This is a genomic window from Floridaenema fluviatile BLCC-F154, assembly GCF_041929135.1.
GTDB lineage: Bacteria > Cyanobacteriota > Cyanobacteriia > Cyanobacteriales > Aerosakkonemataceae > Floridanema > Floridanema fluviatile.
The window spans coordinates 119,810-137,163 of record NZ_JBHFNS010000093.1 but is presented as its reverse complement, the minus strand read 5'-3'; the positions used below and the strand labels follow the sequence as shown (position 1 = coordinate 137,163).

24 protein-coding genes and 1 pseudogene are annotated in these 17,354 nt (G+C 38.9%); 13 read left to right on the top strand and 12 right to left on the bottom strand.

Translation table 11 applies throughout. The features are described 5' to 3' along the window. Positions 1 to 129: 129 nt before the first annotated feature. Entirely contained in the window at positions 130 to 2,004 is a 1,875-nt protein-coding gene (gene ftsH4, locus ACE1B6_RS27600; RefSeq protein ID WP_413260508.1) for an ATP-dependent zinc metalloprotease FtsH4, read from the bottom strand. A 464-nt stretch (positions 2,005 to 2,468) separates the two neighbouring features. Between ftsH4 and ACE1B6_RS27595 the strand changes: the two genes are divergently transcribed. After that, entirely contained in the window at positions 2,469 to 2,678 is a 210-nt protein-coding gene (locus ACE1B6_RS27595; protein ID WP_413260507.1) for a winged helix-turn-helix transcriptional regulator, read from the top strand. Positions 2,679 to 2,817: 139 nt separating this feature from the next. On the opposite strand, the pseudogene ACE1B6_RS27590 reads toward ACE1B6_RS27595, so the two are convergent. Continuing rightward, a pseudogene (locus ACE1B6_RS27590) lies at positions 2,818 to 3,180 on the bottom strand (M48 family metalloprotease); the annotation flags it as partial. Between the two features lie 375 nt (positions 3,181 to 3,555). Here ACE1B6_RS27590 and ACE1B6_RS27585 point away from each other — a divergent pair. Then, positions 3,556 to 4,125: a hypothetical protein gene (locus tag ACE1B6_RS27585; protein WP_413260505.1), complete on the top strand. Its 570-nt coding sequence runs from the start codon at positions 3,556 to 3,558 to the stop codon at positions 4,123 to 4,125. 62 nt (positions 4,126 to 4,187) lie between these two features. On the opposite strand, the gene ACE1B6_RS27580 is transcribed toward ACE1B6_RS27585, so the two are convergent. The 6 genes from ACE1B6_RS27580 to ACE1B6_RS27555 form a co-directional block, all read right to left on the bottom strand. Beyond that, positions 4,188 to 5,036, bottom strand: a complete 849-nt coding sequence (locus ACE1B6_RS27580; protein ID WP_413260504.1) for a polysaccharide deacetylase family protein — start codon at positions 5,034 to 5,036, stop codon at positions 4,188 to 4,190. An 80-nt stretch (positions 5,037 to 5,116) separates the two neighbouring features. After that, positions 5,117 to 7,630, bottom strand: coding sequence for an ATP-binding protein (locus ACE1B6_RS27575; RefSeq protein WP_413260503.1), 2,514 nt, complete (start codon positions 7,628 to 7,630; stop codon positions 5,117 to 5,119). Between the two features lie 267 nt (positions 7,631 to 7,897). Further along, positions 7,898 to 8,482 (bottom strand): endonuclease dU, encoded by a 585-nt coding sequence (locus tag ACE1B6_RS27570; protein WP_413260502.1) that lies wholly within the window; start codon positions 8,480 to 8,482, stop codon positions 7,898 to 7,900. A 47-nt stretch (positions 8,483 to 8,529) separates the two neighbouring features. Then, positions 8,530 to 8,925 carry a J domain-containing protein gene (locus ACE1B6_RS27565; RefSeq protein ID WP_413260501.1) on the bottom strand — a complete coding sequence of 132 codons (396 nt, stop codon included), beginning with the start codon at positions 8,923 to 8,925 and terminating at the stop codon, positions 8,530 to 8,532. 218 nt (positions 8,926 to 9,143) lie between these two features. Beyond that, a complete protein-coding gene (locus tag ACE1B6_RS27560) occupies positions 9,144 to 9,446 on the bottom strand; it encodes an acylphosphatase (protein ID WP_413260500.1) in 303 nt (100 codons plus the stop codon). A 6-nt stretch (positions 9,447 to 9,452) separates the two neighbouring features. Then, the gene (locus tag ACE1B6_RS27555; RefSeq protein WP_413260499.1) at positions 9,453 to 10,805 is read right to left on the bottom strand and encodes an acylphosphatase; all 1,353 of its coding nucleotides are present in this window, start codon (positions 10,803 to 10,805) and stop codon (positions 9,453 to 9,455) included. A 69-nt stretch (positions 10,806 to 10,874) separates the two neighbouring features. Here ACE1B6_RS27555 and ACE1B6_RS27550 point away from each other — a divergent pair, with 69 nt between their 5' ends. From ACE1B6_RS27550 to ACE1B6_RS27540, 3 genes are all read left to right on the top strand, one after another. Continuing rightward, positions 10,875 to 11,435, top strand: a complete 561-nt coding sequence (locus ACE1B6_RS27550) for a CPBP family glutamic-type intramembrane protease (protein ID WP_413260498.1) — start codon at positions 10,875 to 10,877, stop codon at positions 11,433 to 11,435. Between the two features lie 207 nt (positions 11,436 to 11,642). Next, a complete protein-coding gene (locus ACE1B6_RS27545; protein ID WP_413260497.1) occupies positions 11,643 to 11,825 on the top strand; it encodes a PDDEXK family nuclease in 183 nt (60 codons plus the stop codon). A 52-nt stretch (positions 11,826 to 11,877) separates the two neighbouring features. Continuing rightward, entirely contained in the window at positions 11,878 to 12,723 is an 846-nt protein-coding gene (locus tag ACE1B6_RS27540) for a M28 family peptidase (RefSeq protein ID WP_413260496.1), read from the top strand. Here the strand turns inward: ACE1B6_RS27540 and ACE1B6_RS27535 are convergent. Both ACE1B6_RS27535 and ACE1B6_RS27530 read right to left on the bottom strand, forming a co-directional pair. Beyond that, positions 12,718 to 13,206, bottom strand: coding sequence for a DUF4214 domain-containing protein (locus tag ACE1B6_RS27535; RefSeq protein WP_413260495.1), 489 nt, complete (start codon positions 13,204 to 13,206; stop codon positions 12,718 to 12,720). The two genes, ACE1B6_RS27540 and ACE1B6_RS27535, sit on opposite strands and share 6 nt — an antisense overlap. A gap of 22 nt (positions 13,207 to 13,228) precedes the next feature. Next, positions 13,229 to 13,783, bottom strand: a complete 555-nt coding sequence (locus ACE1B6_RS27530; protein WP_413260494.1) for a DUF4214 domain-containing protein — start codon at positions 13,781 to 13,783, stop codon at positions 13,229 to 13,231. Between the two features lie 196 nt (positions 13,784 to 13,979). Between ACE1B6_RS27530 and ACE1B6_RS27525 the strand changes: the two genes are divergently transcribed. From ACE1B6_RS27525 to ACE1B6_RS27505, 5 genes are all read left to right on the top strand, one after another. Then, on the top strand, positions 13,980 to 14,447 hold the full coding sequence (locus ACE1B6_RS27525) for a MarR family winged helix-turn-helix transcriptional regulator (protein WP_413260493.1): 468 nt from the start codon (positions 13,980 to 13,982) through the stop codon (positions 14,445 to 14,447). A gap of 111 nt (positions 14,448 to 14,558) precedes the next feature. Next, positions 14,559 to 14,837, top strand: coding sequence for a hypothetical protein (locus tag ACE1B6_RS27520; protein ID WP_413260492.1), 279 nt, complete (start codon positions 14,559 to 14,561; stop codon positions 14,835 to 14,837). Positions 14,838 to 14,885: 48 nt separating this feature from the next. After that, the gene (locus tag ACE1B6_RS27515; RefSeq protein ID WP_413260491.1) at positions 14,886 to 15,146 is read left to right on the top strand and encodes a hypothetical protein; all 261 of its coding nucleotides are present in this window, start codon (positions 14,886 to 14,888) and stop codon (positions 15,144 to 15,146) included. 171 nt (positions 15,147 to 15,317) lie between these two features. Beyond that, positions 15,318 to 15,548 carry a hypothetical protein gene (locus ACE1B6_RS27510; RefSeq protein WP_413260490.1) on the top strand — a complete coding sequence of 77 codons (231 nt, stop codon included), beginning with the start codon at positions 15,318 to 15,320 and terminating at the stop codon, positions 15,546 to 15,548. Next, complete coding sequence (locus ACE1B6_RS27505; protein ID WP_413260489.1) at positions 15,523 to 15,807, top strand: type II toxin-antitoxin system RelE family toxin; 285 nt, start codon at positions 15,523 to 15,525, stop codon at positions 15,805 to 15,807. Before ACE1B6_RS27510 ends, ACE1B6_RS27505 begins: the two co-directional genes overlap by 26 nt. A 136-nt stretch (positions 15,808 to 15,943) precedes the next feature. Here ACE1B6_RS27505 and ACE1B6_RS27500 read toward each other — a convergent pair whose 3' ends face one another. Then, the gene (locus tag ACE1B6_RS27500) at positions 15,944 to 16,306 is read right to left on the bottom strand and encodes a DUF5615 family PIN-like protein (protein WP_413260488.1); all 363 of its coding nucleotides are present in this window, start codon (positions 16,304 to 16,306) and stop codon (positions 15,944 to 15,946) included. Next, positions 16,284 to 16,643: a DUF433 domain-containing protein gene (locus ACE1B6_RS27495; protein ID WP_413260487.1), complete on the bottom strand. Its 360-nt coding sequence runs from the start codon at positions 16,641 to 16,643 to the stop codon at positions 16,284 to 16,286. Before ACE1B6_RS27495 ends, ACE1B6_RS27500 begins: the two co-directional genes overlap by 23 nt. On the opposite strand from ACE1B6_RS27495, the gene ACE1B6_RS27490 reads away from it, so the two are divergent. Genes ACE1B6_RS27490 through ACE1B6_RS27480 form a run of 3 tightly spaced genes read left to right on the top strand, consistent with a single transcriptional unit; the run spans position 16,642 to position 17,328 of the window. After that, positions 16,642 to 16,797, top strand: coding sequence for a hypothetical protein (locus tag ACE1B6_RS27490; RefSeq protein ID WP_413260486.1), 156 nt, complete (start codon positions 16,642 to 16,644; stop codon positions 16,795 to 16,797). The genes ACE1B6_RS27495 and ACE1B6_RS27490 overlap by 2 nt on opposite strands. A gap of 41 nt (positions 16,798 to 16,838) precedes the next feature. Then, on the top strand, positions 16,839 to 17,084 hold the full coding sequence (locus ACE1B6_RS27485) for a hypothetical protein (RefSeq protein WP_413260485.1): 246 nt from the start codon (positions 16,839 to 16,841) through the stop codon (positions 17,082 to 17,084). Then, positions 17,077 to 17,328, top strand: a complete 252-nt coding sequence (locus tag ACE1B6_RS27480) for a type II toxin-antitoxin system RelE family toxin (RefSeq protein WP_413260484.1) — start codon at positions 17,077 to 17,079, stop codon at positions 17,326 to 17,328. The genes ACE1B6_RS27485 and ACE1B6_RS27480 overlap by 8 nt, the downstream gene beginning before the upstream one ends. The last annotated feature ends 26 nt before the right edge of the window (positions 17,329 to 17,354 follow it).

Genomic DNA, 17,354 nt, shown 5'->3' with positions numbered 1-17,354 from the left:
TATCTATTTATGTTAAGAAGTGTAACAGAATTGTTAAATAATGTAAAGCTAAATTAAAATCACGCCAAAAAAATCGGATTTCTTCGCGAAATCCGATTCGTACAAGTATTAAGTTTTACCTAAAAAATCTTAAGCATGAACAGGAGCATGATCGATAGGGTTAACTTGTCCGAGTAAATCGTGTAAATCATCACCTTCAATCACTTCCGTATCCAAAAGTTTCGTGGAGATACTTTCCAGCAACTCGCGATTTTGCTTGAGAATCTGTAAAGCTTGCTGATGGGCAGATTCTACGATGTCTTTGACTTCTTGATCGATCGCCTGAGCAGTTTCATCAGAAACCATGCGCCGCGGATTCATCATATCAGCATTACCCAAGAAAGATTGCTGATTTTTGTCATAAGCCAAAGGCCCTAAAACCTTGCTCATGCCGTAGGATGTCACCATACGCTCGGCTAAATCTGTTGCCCGTTGTAAGTCATTGGAAGCACCAGTGGTAATGCTACCAAAGATAATTTCTTCAGCGGCGCGTCCACCCAACAAAGTGGCAATTTCGCCCCGCAGTTCAGTTTCATCCATTAAAAAGCGGTCTTCTGTGGGCAATTTGAGCGTGTAACCCAAAGCTGCCATTCCACGGGGGACGATCGAGATTTTCTCCACCTTCCCGCTACCAGGCATCAGATAACCGACTAAAGCGTGACCAACTTCGTGGTAAGCAACAATTTTCTTTTCCTTGTCGTTGAGGACACGGCTTTTCTTTTCTAAACCTGCAACAACCCGTTCGATCGCTTCATTAAAATCCTCTTGTGCCACAGCGTCCCGTTTATTTCGCGCCGCCAACAAAGCCGCTTCATTGACTAAGTTTGCCAAATCTGCGCCAGCAAAACCGGGGGTACGAGTGGCGATCGCCTTCAAATTAACATCAGGGCCCAACTTCACCTTTTGGGCGTGGATACTGAGGATTTCTTGCCGACCGGACAGGTCAGGGCGATCGACTAAAACTTGACGATCGAAACGTCCCGGACGTAACAAAGCCGGATCTAGACTTTCTGGGCGGTTAGTCGCAGCCAAAACAATTACCGTCGCGTCACCTGCGGCAAAACCATCCATTTCCGTGAGTAACTGATTCAGAGTTTGTTCTCTTTCATCGTTACCGCCGTAGAAACCGCCAGTGCTGCGAGACTTCCCGATCGCATCCAACTCATCAATAAATACGATACAGGGAGCTTGCTTTTTCGCTTGCTCAAATAAATCTCTCACCCTTGCCGAACCAACGCCGACAAACAGTTCCACAAACTCAGAACCCGAAATGCTAAAGAACGGAACACCAGCTTCCCCAGCCACCGCTTTAGCTAAGAGAGTTTTACCTGTTCCCGGAGGTCCAACTAAGAGTACGCCTTTGGGAATTCTCGCCCCAATTTGGCGAAACCGACCGGGATTTTGCAGAAAATCCACAATTTCGACTAACTCAGTTTTGGCTTCTTCTACTCCAGCGACATCAGCAAAAGTAATTTTCGCCGACTCGCCTTCCACATAGACTTTAGCTTTACTCTTACCGATCGAGAGCGCACCTTGCGGCCCGCCACCACTGCGACTAATGAAAAACTGCCAGATGGCAACAAAAATCAGTGGTGGTATCACCCACCCTAAAAGACTAGTAAACCAGCCATTTTTCGGCGGAGGGGCAGCAGCAAACTCAATCCCTTTTTCCTCCAATCGTTTGGGCAACTCCAAATCAAAAATCGGAGTAGTCTCTAGCACTTGTCCTGGTTGTTCGCCTTCCGGTTTCAGTTGATAGCGAATTTCATTTTGTCCAACTGAAACCCTTGTCACTTTCCCATCTTGCACTTGGTCGATAAACAAGCTATAAGGTACTCGTGGTACTGAAGGGCTAAACAAATTTGGTAAAAATAAGTTCACCAGGAGGAATAAACCAGAAATTAGCAATAAAATATTCCCTATCTGGCGAGAACGAGGAGGTTGAGGCTGGTCTTTAATTGCCATTAATCTTGATACTCCTTTGATGCGAGCTGTCGCATAACCTAATGTTTAGCAGCCAGCTACTCAAATTGAGTTAACATGACTCAACTCTGGGGCTAAAGCCCTGCAACTGAGCAAAATTCTTTCTAACTGTTACAAGCTTAACAGTTAGTTATATTCAGGGAAGGGTGTTCATCTTTGCGGAAAACCCCCATATTAATGGGCGGCTTTCTTACCCAGTCTTCGTTTCGCTAGTCCTGATAATTAAAGAGTACGGAGAAATCCTGATCTAGGTTCTGGCTCAGAGAATTTATGAAGACATATTCCTATCTGTAGGAGATTGAAATTGGCGTTGGTGACGCTAAACTTGTTTCACGGTATTACTGTTTGCTCGTACTAAAAGTTCCCTGATTTTTTTACGTCAAAGTACTGGACAATATTTACCTCACGATCGTCATTAAGTGAGGCGACTGTTTGAGTTGGTAATCATGAAGACCCGCGATAAAATTCTAAACGCTATCATTGAGCATCCCGGTTTGACGACAAGAGAGATTATGGCGATCGCCCAACTCTCTCGGACAAACACCCGCGAACATCTGCAAAAACTAGAAAGCTTAGGCTTAATCTATTCGGAAGCAGACGATGAAAATACGAATAAACACCGTTACTTTGCCGTCAAAGACAAAGTTGAGTCGTGAAGTTTTTTATTTTAGATCCGCGACTTCTTCAAGAAGTCGCAGATCTGAGAGATTAAGCTGTGACTGGAGTAGCCGTTTCTTGCTGCTGTTTGGCGATTTCTAAAAGACGGCGAATCCTTTCAGCGGTGGGGGGATGAGTATCGACAATTCCTTGGGTGACTGCTACGGCTGCGTGTTCGGGATCTCTCCCCGTAGCGAAAGCATTGGGAGATTTAGTTGGCACAAAAAACAGCTTCGGCATGGGAATTTCCGCCTTAGCTGACAAAGAAGCCACCAAATCATAGAGTTCGGGTGCTTGTTCGCGGACAAGAGGCTGTGCTTGGTAAGCCATTAGTGCGGCGCGATCGGAATAATACCAAGAACTAAAACTGGTGAATGCCGCAAAAGCTAAACCTAAGTAAAGTCCTTGTTCGTTACCGATCGGATAATACCCAGCTAAAACTAATAGCCCACTAAGTAATCCCAGCAAAGCTGCTGTTTTAATTTGATTGATTCCTCGCATAATCAAAAGAGCTTTATAATTCTGATTCCAATTGTTATAAAGTTCTCAGATTTGCTCATTACAATATCTCTATCTGATGAATGAAACCCTTCTATTCCCGCTGGCAGATACTAGAAAAAAAGCTGATTTACTATTGTAATATCTATTCAACCAACCTGATTAAATTTAAAATTTAATTCATATTCACAGCAAATTCCGGTTAGTTATCACCTGAAACTTTTTCCTCTTCTCTTCGCGCTCTTCGCGTCTAATTCGCTATTGTGAATCGCTGCGCTAACGCGGTAAAAAAATAATTCATTATTAGCCACTATTTAGTATAATTAAAGCAATAAAAATAGATGTTTTGAGCAATTGCGCTATAGAGGGAGATTGAATATGCCGCAATATACTTTAGCTGAAGATCCCACTGTAATTTTGACTGTACCTGGTAAGAATGACACCAAAAAAAATCGCGAAGCAGCTATAGAAAAATTACTAGAATTAATGGATACAGGAGAATTAAGCATAGACTTAAAAGATGGTTTTAGCCCAGATCAGTTAATTTTGGTAAAAGATACTAAAGCTGAAGGAAATGTCAATTTAAAAGATAGCACTGGAGAAGATTCCGGGATAGTACAAGCGGTGCAAGTGTTAACCCAATTTGCTAGTTTACGCCAGCGAGTTGAGGAGTTACGTCCAGCGGCACAAGAAGCGCGATCGCAAATTGATTTATTATTTGCCGGAGAAGTCAGCATCGAACAAATTCAACAAATTAAAGAAGGATTAAAAGCCCTAAAAAACTTCGCCCAAGTTAACATTCAATTCCGCGAATCAATAACAGAAGCCGAAGCCGCCAGAAAAACTTTAGACGAAGCATTAACAACCGCCGCCTTAGAAAATGCCGCCTTGGAAAAAGCAGCCATAGAAAAAGCCACAACAACAGAAAAATTAGACTTGCCAACTTAGCGAAATCTGATAACTAATTATCAGTCCCCAGTCCCCAACTGACCTACCAAAATCACTGTGACTCAAGGAAACATTCGGGTAAATGCAGCTAAACTAAGATCGCCATTAATTCGCACTCGATGTAAAGTCAACCAGCCTTGTTTAGCATGAGCATATCCCGGTTTAGTAGTGACAGCAAATTTGTAGCGGGCGGCTCCAGTCGCTTTCACAACTTCATAATTGTATAGACCAATAGGGTAAGCAAAAGCAATCACTGGTTTACCTGTATATTTAGTGAGAATTTGTCTGGAGCCAAAGATTTCTCGATACATTTTTGCGCTAGGTATAGTTGTTAAATCGGGGTGAGTTTTGGTATGCGCTCCAATATCAATTAAACCAGATTTAATCATTTCTTTGATTTGGTTTTGGGAAAGATGATTGGCATCGCCGACAAAATTAGAAATTACAAATATTGTCGCTTTAGATCTATACTTTTTTAAAATGGGAAAAGCAATTGTGTAATTATCTTTATAGCCATCATCAAAAGTTAGCAAAATCGGTTTTGCTGGCAGAGGTTTTCCTGATTTCCAATGTTCCTCTAAAGTTTGAAAACAAATAGTTTGATAACCAGCTTTATGCAAATGTTTAATTTGTTGAGCAAATTTATCGGGTGCTACAAATAAGTTGTTTCTCCGCTTCACACCTATTGAATGATACATAAGAATTGGTACGGGGCGAGGAAAGGGGTTCACTAAAGGCTTTTTAATTGGCTTTTGAGTTAAAGGTTTGGGTATCAGTTTAGGTTTTTTAATAATGGGTTTTACCACTGTAGTTAATTTAGTCGAGGAGGGAGGAGTTTTATAATTTGTAGTAGAGGCAAACAAAAACCAAATAGCAATGCAGAGTGACAAATTAGCAGTAAGTTTGTGCATAAGTTATCCCAGTTTGTAGTGACGACTTTAGTCGTTGTTTTGCTAAATAACAAGACTAAAGTCTTCAAAATTAATGAAATTTAAGCAATAGTTTTAGTTGCTTTTATAGGAATCTGAATAATAAATTCTGCTCCTTTTTCTTTGACAGAATTACAGGTAAGTTTACCTTGGTGTTTTTCGACGACAACGGCATAGCTAATTGCTAATCCGATACCTGTACCTTTGCCGACACTTTTCGTGGTAAAAAATGGGTCAAACAATCGGTTTTGCATTTCTTCGGGAATACCGGGGCCATTGTCTGCAATCCGAATCATTACATAATGATTATCAACTACTTTGGTGTGAATTGCGATCGTAGGTAATGAATATGGAGAATCTTCTTCGTCCCAACTTACTAATGAAGAGTTTTCCATTCCCTCTTCTAGAGCATCAATTGCATTAGCTAGAATATTCATAAAAACCTGGTTAAGTTGACCAGCATAACACTCTACTTTTGGCAATTTCCCATACTCTTTGAACACTTCAATTCCATTACGATTCGGACTAGATTTTAAGCGATTACTCAAGATTAACAGAGTACTATCTATTCCCTCATGAATATCGACAAACTTCATTTCACTTTCATCAAGTCGGGAGAAGTTCCGCAGTGCTAAAACAATTTCCCGAATGCGTTCTGCTCCCAGTTTCATAGAAGCCAAAAGTTTTGGCAAGTCTTCCACCAAAAAATCTAATTCTACTTGCTCTGCTTTGTCGGTGATTTCGTCTCCCGGTGTAGGAAAATATTTCTGATATAAACTTAGCAGGTCGAGCAAATCTTGGGTATACTCATCTGCATGACTTAAATTGCCATAAATAAAGTTAATTGGGTTGTTAATTTCGTGAGCAATCCCAGCCACCATTTGTCCCAAAGCTGACATTTTTTCGCTTTGCACTAACTGAGTTTGGGTACGTTGAAGTTCTTTCAGTGCTTGTTCTAATTGAGCCGCTTTTTCTCGTTCTCTGGCTTCTGATTTTTGCAAAGCTGCATTTAATTTAGCGAGTTCATCTGCTTGACGGAGAATTATTTTAATAATGGCATTTCTGAGTTCCTGTACAGCTTCTATTTCACATTGTTGCCAAGGTAATGATTTAAATTTAACGATTTCTTTCCATAATTCAAAGGATTTGCGAGGCGAAAGACGTAAAGTACCATCTTCCATAATTCTAGTGATTTCTGCTGGTTCATTGGGATTACCTGCCCAATTCACTGTTTGCACAACTTCTGGTCGGAAACATAAAACATAATGACTCTGGGTTTGGGAAAGGGAAATTCCAATTAAGCCACTAGCAACATCTTTATACTTTTCTGCTGGTGGATACAGTTTTGGCAAGGAATCTGTATAGAAAATATCTTGTTTAAAGTTGGTATCTATCCATTCGATTAAGCTTTTAATTTCACTTAATGATGGCGTTTTACCAATGATTCTACATTCCTGCTCTAAACAAATTGCGGCTCCTTCGGCGCTGACTAATTCTAATAAGTTGGGATAGTGTTTCAGTAAACCATCTACTACGTTTTTTTCCCTGTACATATATTCGATAAATCTCGAAATCAGGGATTTTAGTTTAATTTGATAATCGTAATTTTCGTTATCAGCTTTTGAGGAGAGTTCTACGGACATTACTTGTCCTAAAAATTTGCAAGCTGTCCGAGCTTCGTAACTAATATATTTTGGTGCGTAATGATGGCAAGCGACGAGTCCCCAAAGTTTCTGGTCTTTCATTAAGGATATGGACATAGAAGCACCGACACCCATGTTTTGTAGATATTCTATATGTAAAGGAGAGACGCTTCTTAATCCAGAAAAACTTAAATCTATAGATCGATCGCAGATAGGGTTATTGTTAGATATAATCGGTACTGGTTGATAGTTAACATCAGCAATTAATCTAATCCAATTTAAGCAATATAGTTTTCTTGCTTGTTTAGGAATATCTGAGGCTGGATAGTTTAATCCTAAGTAAGTAGTTAAGTCTTCTCGTTTATCTTCGGCTATTACTTCTCCATGACCTTCGGGGCTAAATTTGTATACCATGACTCTATCAAACCCAGAAAGATGCCGTACTTCTGTGGCTATGTTTTGACATAGTTGTTGTAGGGTGGGTGACTCTTGAATCTTGGAAGCAGCTGTTCTAATATAATGATAAAAGCTGAAAAATGGAAGATAATCTGTAGAAATTGCTGGTTCTAGTTCTAAAATTAATACTTTATCTATTCGATGGATAATTGTGTCGAAATAAGCAGTTTCTTGGCTAGTTTTTATAGATAATTTAATCGGATTAAAAGATTGTAATTCTTCACTTGATAAGCAGGTTTTTAAATGACTTATTTGTGCTTCTTCAATTAGTACACTCAAATTTTTGTTAATTAATTTTTCAGCTTTTATGTTGAAAAATTTATGAGTGTTTGCAGTAGCTTGTAAGATGGTCAGGTCGGGTTCTTGCAAGACTAATAGCACTCCATGAGGTTGAATTGAACCAGGAGTATGAATAGGTTCTCTTTCGCAGTTAGTTAAATTAGCTTCTTCAGCTGTAATAATTTGGCTTCTAGTCATGAGAGTAGAATTCCTTTAAAATAGAAAAAATTACTACTTAGGATGTGACTAAGTATAGATCTTTCTCCTTAATGTTGTGGGTGATTTTGCCGATCGCACCTACCAACTACTGTTAGAGATGAAAAAACTACTTCTGCTCTGGAAATGGCTGTACTAATTATACTAAAGATGCCCCAAAAAATTATCAATTGTTCAGTTTTTGACCATACTTAATATTTTTTAATATTTCGGAAATATACTTTTAAGAAATACAACTTACTAGCAGTTTTAAGCGGATTTTCCACTTTCGCCCTGTATGACAGCTGCACCAATTAAATGTGCAAGACGCAGGGCTTCTGGAACGTTACCGCAGTCTGTCAATCTTTGCAATACCGCAGTGGTAATTTCTGGAGTTTCGCCACAAACTTGGAAATAAAAAGGTGGAAAAGCATGAATTGTACCTGCACGTTGCAGTATTTTTAAGCGTTTTTCTGGTTGGGGAAGACGACGCAAGGCGGTTTCCATTGCGCTCAAGTTTGGGATATGGCGCATAACGGAAACACAAGGAAGTGTTAGTCGCTGGGAAAGTAGTGGCAGGTCAACTATGTTGAAGCCACCAAAAGCTATACCATCTAGTAGCAAAATATGTAATTGTGGTAAAAATTTGCTGCCAATAAGTAACTTACAAATTGTGTCGGTAGCGTTCCAACCATCTTGTCGAACATACCCCCAAATCATGCCTTCAAAACGGGTATTTGCACAGACAATTCCAGAAATCGCTACACGACTTCCTCGGCGACGCTGAAAAGGTGCATCATCGAAACCAATGACACGAATTGTGCGGTTTAATCTCAGTAGCGATGCCAGATTCATGATTGATTATTTAAGAGAATTAAAACTATAAATACTCTAGGAGAATTCTAGTCTAACCACACAAACATATCTTTACGATTGAAATTACTGAACGGTGAACAGTCATCTCTATTTCGGTACATATTTTCGGTTTTTGGTTGGGTTTTAGGTTGTTGGTGAAAGTGGCTGCCGTTTTTTTGAATCGAGGAAGAAGGGGGATTTTGGTAATCGGGATTAGCTGGAGAAGTCAGAGAAACGGAAGTGTAAGTATGTGAACGTAAATGTTGATGAGCTTCGTTGATTTGTTGTAACTTTTTATGAGCTTTTTGTTGCAGTCGTGGATGGTTGGGAAAACGGTCTGGATGCCACACCATAGCTAAATCTTTGTACCCCTGGTGAATTTCTTCTAAGGAGGCTCCAGGTTCTAGTTCCAGTACTTTGTAGTATTCATCTAGTTTATTCATTGATGACTCCCTACGGTCACTCCAAAAATAGCGATCGACCCACGTATTTTTAGTTTGAAGTGAGTTGCCAATAAAGTGGTATTTTTGAAGACATAGTTTCAAAAAAATATGTTCGGATATTTTCCTTAACTTAAATTAATTTTTAGTGAAGTAACTACTCTATTTCCATACATTATTAATTTGAGCTAAAAAATCAGTTAAATAAGTTACATTCTTAGCTACCAATCTCGTCCTTTTATTTCAAAATTTGTTAAACCTTGAGGTTGTTCGGATTGAACGGCGACGTTTTTCACTACCGCTGAACGGCTTCCTTGATGACACCAAAGAATTATTCGATCGACTGCGGCTTTTTCTCCTTCAAAAACAGCCTCAACTCTACCATCGGCTAAATTACGCACCCAACCATTAACACCTAACTGTTTTGCTTGATTGTAAGTAGAATAGCGATAACCTACGCCTTGAACGCTTCCTGAAACAAAAACATGAACACGAATTAGGTTTGTTTGTGATTCTTTTGTCATGATTTTTTAACTCACAACTCTACGATTTAAAAGTTCTGCTACATGAGTATGAACTATTCCGTTTACCCAATAACTGGAATAATTACTGTAATTATTACTCATCTGAATAGCAATATCTTCAATTGCTGGATGATTACCAAATAAAGGACTGATAGAAAATGCTGAGAGATCGTCGATATCATAAAAAACTTTCCAAATAATTTCTTGGCTTTGCTGAGGAATGCCAATTTCATCAACCGATAAAGTTTCTTGATTAGCAAAGGTATTAATTACCCGTTGTGAACTTAGGAATAAAACTGGAAGTTGGGATGCCATGCTCACAATAGATCCTAGTTCTAAATGTTTTTTCTGAGCAGCAGTACACCAAAATAAATAGCGTTCTACTGTTTCTTGCTTTTCTTCTGCTAAAATATGACTGCTGGCAATTATTGGTTCTTTAGCTTGTTCAGGATAATTCCTAATTCGTTCTCCAGTTGGGAAAAATAAACCATGCAAGAAATCGTTAACGATACTTGCACCTAAACCGCTACTAATCGCGTGTAGTCTAATTTTAATGCTTACTTCTTCTCTAGATAAATTTTTCTCTATTTGATGGCGATATTTTTCGAGGAATTCTACGATTTGTTGATAAACTGCTAGTTGTAATGCTGTTTTTCCTGCGATTCCATTATAGTAAATAGCTGCACCAATTTCTGGGGAAAATAATAGGCTTTGCAGGGGTTGAACTAGCGATCGCCACCAAGGTTGTAAGCTAAAGTTATTAGTAGTGTTGTGGGGTGGCGATCGGAAGTTAATTTGTTTAGCGATAAACTCTTCTGCTTTACTCAATGTCTCATCTAGTCTTGCTTCGTTTGTCTCTGCTAAATAATGACCCCAATTTACTGAAATAATCTCATCAATTCGTTCGGATAAATTATAATGTTTCTTAACTGGTTCCCAAAGTAAATCATATAATTTTGTTTCCGAAAAGTTACAATCATGAGGAATTACACCATGTACAAATAAAATCGCATTAATAGTTTTAACTTTAATCTCTTTCGGTTCATTTTTAATATTAACGTCGCTGGGTCGCCGGATAATAAAATCCTTTAATCCTTCTGGTTCTTCATATTTAGTGGTAACAGTTTTGACTACGGCATCAGGACTCCCTCGGTAACACCAACGAATGATTGCTTCGACAAGTTCTTTATTTCCTTCAAATACAGCTTCTACCCGTCCATCGGGTATTTCTTCCACCCAACCACCGATTCCCCATTGGTTTGCTTTGTCCCAAGTAGCTAGGCGATAACCTACTCCATGAACGTTTCCAGTAATAAAAACGTGCGCTCTGACTCTTTCGGATGATGATTGTTTTTCCATTTAATTTATATTAACTAACTAATGTCAATTGATTTTTATTTCTCACTTTACCATTAGGAGATTCCCTTGATGTTTTCTTTAGATTTATTAAATCTTTTTCATCAGCTGGTTTGGCGAATTAATGTGGCTTTTTTCACTTTCCCGACCATTAAGGCTTGGCTAATTGCTGCGGCATTGTTACTTATACTAACTCTCTTTTGCTTGCCTGTTGGTTTGTGGTGCAATTTCCTGAAAGTTGAGAATATGAAAGCACCAAAGAAAATAATTTTAAGTATCATAGCAGGTTCTCTGTTCTTTCCTGGTATTTCGGAAGAGCTATTTTTCCGAGTTTTGTTACTTCCTCATCCTCAAGAAAATAGGACGATCGCAACAGTCTGCTTTTGGGTAATTATTAGTTTAGTGCTTTTTGTTATTTATCATCCACTAAATGCAGTAACTTTCTTTCCTACCGGACGCAAAACTTTTTTTAATCCGGTTTTTTTGTTATTAGCGGCAGTTTTAGGAATAGTTTGTAGTATTGTTTATGAACAAAGTGGTTCTCTATGGTTGCCAGTAATTATTCATTGGTTAGTTGTAGTAGTTTGGTTGGTGTTTTTAGGAGGATATAAACAATTGCGTGGCGAAGTTTGATGAGTTAAAATCAAAAACATATAATTTACAGTAACCACCTCCTGATTTAGTAATTGAAATTGATATTACTAGTAGTTCAATGAATAGATTAGTCATATTGTAGGGTGCGTCAGATTTAGATATTTTCCTTTCTACATAGGCTTTACCGTCTGACGCACCCTACTCGTTAATAAGTGATTTAAATGCGTAACAGCTTATTGTAGTTCAATGAATAGATTAGGCATTTACACAGCTTTAGGTGTTCCTGAAATTTGGCGTTATGATGATGGGCGGTTGGTAATTTTGCATTTGGAAGATGGGGAGTATCGAGAGTGCGATCGATCTCCGAGTCTACCTCAGTTAACTTCAGCAATCATAAACAAAAATCTAAGTCCGCGCAGGTGGACTTAGTTTGTGTAGCCCCAGATTTCCAATCTGCGAGAATCTTCAGGAGAAGCAACTTATGAATTTAACAGAAAGATTGCAAGAACATTTAATTCAAATTGTACGCGATCGCGATCCCTACCTCTCCTCAGCAGGTCACTTTTTCGTGCAGCAATATATCCGCGAACAATTCCAACAATTCGGTGATGTGGAAACTCATGAATTTGCTATTAGAGGTCAAACACATCAAAATTTGATTTTAAATCTACCACCTTTAAGTAGGAACAAAGAAAAGTCTCCACCTATTTTAATTGGCGCACATTATGATGCTGTGCCAAATTGTCCGGGTGCAGATGATAACGCCACAGGTGTTGCTGTATTATTGGAATTGGCGAAAGTATTTGCCGCTAAACCTTTGAAATATCCCGTGCGATTAGTTGCTTTTGATATGGAAGAATATGGCTTACTTGGTAGTCAGGAATATGCGGCTAAATTAAGGCGAGAAAAACAACATTTGCGGCTGATGATTTCTTTAGAAATGTTGGGTTATTGTAATCATGCTCCTAACTCTCAACGTTACCCAGCAGGATTGGAAAAGTTTTACCCAAATACAGGTAATTTTATTGCTTTAATTGGCAATTTAACTACTATTCCTGATTTAATTAAACTGAGCCGAAATATCCGCAAAAGTGGTGTTCCTGCGGAATGGTTGCCTGTGCCAAATAAAGGTAAAATGGTACGGCAAACTCGCTTGAGCGATCATGCTTCTTTTTGGGATAATGGTTATCGATCGATGATGATTACCGATACAGCTTTTCTGCGAAATCCTCATTATCATCAAGTTAGCGATCGCATAGAAAATCTAGACTTAAATTTTCTCACTGGAGTTTGCCTTGGCTTAGAAATTGGTTTAAGAAAATTATGATTGATTTGGTTGGGATTTTTTCTCCATTTCCTCCTTATATTTTTCTAAATATAGGCGAATTCGATACAAAGTTGTACCTTTAGCTAGCACATTTTTCCAGATTTCTAAACCTTTTCGGTCTACGTTACGACCTAAAACTTCTTGATACATTTGGTTAATCGCTGCTTCGGCTTCTCGACTATAAGCAATATCCCGGCGAATATCACAAATAGTCCTGTAGCGATCTAACTCTTTTGTCCAAGTTATAATCCCTGGAAAATCAACTTCTCTCCCTAATACTTCAATGTAAATTTGATTAATCTGTTCAATGTCAGAAAGTTTTCCTAAATGGCTCTGACGTTCCCTTTCTCGGTTTCCTCTTAATATGGGAGAAAGTATTTCTTGCCAACCGCAGTCGAGTGCTTCAACTGGGTTGGCTAAGCTAAGTCCTACCACAAAAGTTGAAGTAGATATTAGTAAATTAGTAAAACTTTTAACTTTCATGGTTTTTTAGCCTGTGTAATTTTTAATACCTTCTCCGTCTAGCTTCTGGACTGCGTTCGATCGATCGTTCGACTTCACGCAAGCTTTTACCTCTAGCTAATTCTGATTGCCAAGTTCTTAAACCATTTCGGTCTACATTTCTCCCTAAAACTCGCCGATAAATATCATTAATTCTAGCTCCAGCTTCTCGACTGTAGGCAAGTTCGCGACGAATATCACTCAATGAACGACCTCTTTGTAACTGTCTTGACCAGGTTCTTAATCCTTCATTATCAGCATTCCGTCCTAAAACTTGGCGATAAAGTCTGTTAATATCATCATAATATCGGTAACGATCGTTTCGATCGTACCGATCCCGGTTTCGCTCCCAATCGTATCTATCTCGGTATCTATCCCGATCGTAATCATATCTTTGTTTGTTTTTTGACTCAAAATTACCACTACTTTGCTGGGACAAATTGACAAAATTGTTGTCTTTCTTAACAGTCTCTTCAGCCTCAATTGATTCTGCTAAACTAAAATATGTTAAAGCGACAGTAGTTGCTAGTGCTATTCTGGCGATCGAAACTAATTTCATTTTCTTGACCTACTTAAGTAAAACTTATCTAACTTAATTTGACTTTAATCTCTTGGTGTAGTCCAAAGTATTTTCTTTTAGATTTTTTTCAGCAATTAACCAGTTTGGTTGCGGTTCGCGTTTTGCTTGACTTTTGTTAAAATGGATCGTATTCTTAATTTAAGCACACTAAGTAATTCTTAGGAGGCTAAATTAAATGCCTACTCCATCTGCGGAACAGAAGTTATCAAGGGGGTGGCAAGAGGTTTTGGCACCGCACGGTATGGGCTACCGAATCAAGCTATTATCTCAACTGCTAGCACGTAAATTTCAAGAGCGATTGGAGCCTTACGGTTTAACCCCCTTTCATTGGGTTGTGTTGTGTTGCTTATGGCAGGAGGACGGCTTAGCGACTTCTAGCATAGGCGAAAAATTGCAACAGGTGGGAGGGACTTTGACAGGAGTGCTCGATCGCATGGAACAGCGCGGATTAGTGCGCCGAGAACGAGACACCCGCGATCGCAGAGTTTGGCGAATTTGGTTAACAGATGCGGGAAAAGAGCTAAAATTTGTCCTACCACCAATTGCTGTGGAATTGCGCGAAGAAGCTTTTCAAGGCATTTCCGACACCCAGCGCCAACAACTTTCCGAAATGCTGGATTTAGCGATCGCTAATCTTTCCTAACTCCTCAAACATTACTGCCCGATCAATTGGGTAGAGTTGCTTTGTTACCCTGCCTTGACAGAAGAACAAGCAAATGAAATGCGAGAATTCTTCAGGAGACTTAGCTGCGTTGTGCTAACAGAATCGATTTTAAATTGTGCAGCAGAAATGCGCCGTAATTATCGGGTTGGTTTAGCAGATACCCTCAACTTAGTCATGGCGATCGATCAAAAGCGCCATAGTTTTAGTCTAGGCGATCGCGCCTCTGTGCAACCCTCATATTTTTTAGCATCTCAGCTACAATATTACTTAACCTGTTACGCCTTTAAAAGTCATATTGTAGGGTGCGTCAGAAGGGGATATTTTCCTTTCTATATCAGGCTTTACCGTCTGACGCACCCTACTGCTTAATAAGTGATTTAAATACGTAACAGCTTACTATAATTATTAACGAAAATTATGACTACAGAACGTTGGGATGATGAAAAATTAGATCGTTTGGCAAGCATAGTAGAAAATAACGCTCGTCTGGTAGAAAGTAATGCTCGTTCAATTCTAGCATTAGCTAATGCCGCAGCAGAAGCGAGAGAAGAACGCGATCGCTTATTTCAAAGAATGGAGCAACAGCAAGCAGAAATTGTCGGCTTAAGAAGGGAAACAAATCGGCTTTTAGATATGCTACTTAATCAACGTAATCAAGATGATAATCCTAATAACTAATCAAATACAGACTTGGATTTTATAACTATGAGAGAGCCTACACAACGTTAACATCAACTTAGTTATTGCGATCGATCCTCTCGCAACAGTTCTAGGCGATCGCTAAAAGTGCAACCCTCATATTTTTTAGCATCTCAGCTACAATAGGTTATAGTTATCTGCTTAGTCACTATGAATACTACAGACATTCGCGAACAAGCAAAGGAATATGTAGAGCAACTGTCAGCAGAAAAACTTCTTGTAGCTGTTGACTTTTTAGCCTATTTATTAGAGCGAGACAGTAATGAAGCCACGGAAGAATTATTGCAAATTCCTGGTTTTCAAGAAAGTTTTGCCAAGGCGAAAAAAGATATAGCAGCAGGTAAGGTGATTCCAGTTGACCAACTCAAACGAAAATACTGATTTATATACAGTTGTCGTTAGTTCTGACGCGCAAGAGTTTTTTGAAGCAGCATCGGCTCAATTGCAACGCAAGTTAGATAGATGCTTTGAGATGCTCAAAATTAATCCTCGCAGTCATCCAAATATTAAGGCTCTTAAGGGGGATTTAGCTGGATATTATAGATATCGAATTGGAGATTATCGAGTAGTTTATTCAATCAATGATGAACGAAAACTGGTAATTGTCGCTATTATTGCTCATCGTAGTGAAGTTTATTAATACGATCGCATCTCTTGCTACGTTAACATCAACTTAGTCACGGCGATCGATCAAAAGCGCCACAGTTATAGGCGATCGCTAAAAGTACAACCCTCATATTTTTTTAGCATCTGCTTAAACCGATAAACAAAACAGTTTATGGCAAAGGTAAATAAACAATTCGGTCTTGATATTCATCATCCTCAGAAGCGAGGGCAGCTAAAATCAATTCCTCCAAATTTTCGCCAATAGTTAAATTAGGATTGAGGATAAAAATCCCTGGTATATGGCGACCTAGTGCAATATGATCGTTCAAATGAACTGGCATCGAAGTACGGTTATTAGTGACCAGTACAAATTGACGATCCTCACACCAGCAAAGAATTTCAGGATCGAGTGTGCCTTTTGGTGGTGTTTCGGGTTCTCCTACTACTTGGATAACGATATCTGGTTCTCGCCGTCTGATTTGATTAGGATATAGAGGATTGACGTTTTCATCAATTAGGTATTTTAGAGCCATTGGTTTGTTTTTGGGCTTGTCTAGTAGCTCTTAATTGCCGAAGTTTTTCCGAGACGGGTGGAGGATTTAGGCGCTGTTGTTCTCTCATTCTGTGACCATGTTCTATCCAATTTTTCAGGTAATTGCTGATAGTTTCTTTGTTTTGTAAGTAATAGAGAATTGTGGCATAAACTTGTTCTAAGGTAAGTGAGGGATAGGTTTGGGCAATTTCTTCTGGACTATGACCGCGATCGATATATTCATAAAGTATGGTTTCGATGCCAATTCTTGTTCCTTTGAGCCGAATATCATCAGGGGAGAGAAAGTTGAAATAATCTGTTATTTGTGATGTTGACATGGGTTTGCTCCTTATCATCAAGAGCGATCGCATCTCCTGCTACGTTAGCATCAACTTAGTCAGTGCGATCGATCAAAAGCGCAATAGTTTTAGGCGATCGCTAAAAGTGCAACCCTCATATTTTTTAGCATCTGCTTTCGTGGTCAATGTTTAAGTATAATAGATTCAACTTATAAAATTTCCAGCTAGAGCATTATGCCTACTTATGAAGACATACTCACTCAAGTTAAAAGTCTAACTCTTACAGACAAATTCAGGTTATTAGAAGAATTAAAAACCATAGTCAACGTTTCTGAAGAAGTGGAAGAAGATGATGAAGTAATGACAACTGAAGAAATAGCAGAAAGCGAAGCAGCTTGGGAAGATTATTTGGCAGGGCGCGATCGCGGTATATCTTCAAAAGAACTAAAACAAAGGCTGTTAGGAGAAAAATTTGACTGATTATATTCTCCTGAAAGCAGCGCAGCGTTATCTGGAACGGATGCAACCAGATGACCAAATTCGGATTATAAATGCTTTAGATACTTTAATTAGCAATCCTACTGTACTTGATATTAAGCCACTAAAAGGTCGTCCTGAGTTACGGTTGCGAGTGGGTAAATATCGCGTATTGTTTAGAGAAGATACGGAGAATCAACTATATGTTGTTACGACTATTGGTTCTCGTGGAGATGTATATAAATAGCGACGATTTTGATTAGGATATAGAGG